The sequence below is a fragment of the Mesorhizobium sp. M4B.F.Ca.ET.089.01.1.1 genome (assembly GCF_004022605.1).
In the GTDB taxonomy this organism is placed as follows: Bacteria; Pseudomonadota; Alphaproteobacteria; order Rhizobiales; family Rhizobiaceae; genus Mesorhizobium; species Mesorhizobium abyssinicae.
In genome coordinates, this window is record NZ_RZOS01001158.1 from 1 (window position 1) to 644 (window position 644).

General features: G+C 64.8%; 1 protein-coding gene. It reads right to left on the reverse strand.

Translation table 11 applies throughout. From position 1 onward, the window contains the following. Nucleotides 1-48: 48 nt before the first annotated feature. A partial coding sequence (locus EN780_RS36565) for a thiamine pyrophosphate-dependent enzyme (RefSeq protein ID WP_245500254.1) occupies nt 49-644 on the reverse strand: 596 nt, incomplete at its 5' end.

Below are 644 nucleotides of genomic sequence, written 5' to 3' on the forward strand. Positions count from 1 at the left end.
GCCCATTTATAGATGCATAGCGGCGTTGCCGCCGCCACGCGGAAAGGATCAGTCAGTCGAGACGTGGCCGGCGTTGCCTTCCGGGGAATAGATGTCGAGGATGTTCCAGTGGCCTGACGTCGGAGTGGGATTATTAATCATCGCAACGTCGATCACCGTGGGCCGCCCCGAGGCGATGGCCGCTTCCAGTGCGGGCTTGAACTTCGCTGCCGAGGTGATGCGCACGCCGTCGCAGCCATAAGCGCGGGCAATGGCGGCGTAATCCGGCACCTGCTCGTCCAAGCTCGCCGCCCGCGGGAAGGTCGTGCCATAGGTTAGGCCATAATTGGCGCTTTGCAGGCCCGCGATGGTGCCATAGGCATTGTTGTTCATGATAATCCAGATCACTGGCGCGTTCTCGGCCACCGCCGTGGCAAGCACGGATGGGTTCTGGCCAAAGCCGCCATCGCCCACAAGGCTGATCACCAGCCGCTCGGGCGCGGCGATCTTGGCCCCGACCGCGGCGGGGGGACCGAAGCCCATGGTGGCGAAGCCGCCGGGGATCAGGATCGAGCCCGGGGCGTAGATGTCGAACTGCTGCGCCACGCCGTTCTTGTTCCAGCCCCCGTCCGATGTCACGATCGCATCCCGCGGCCTTTGCGGCG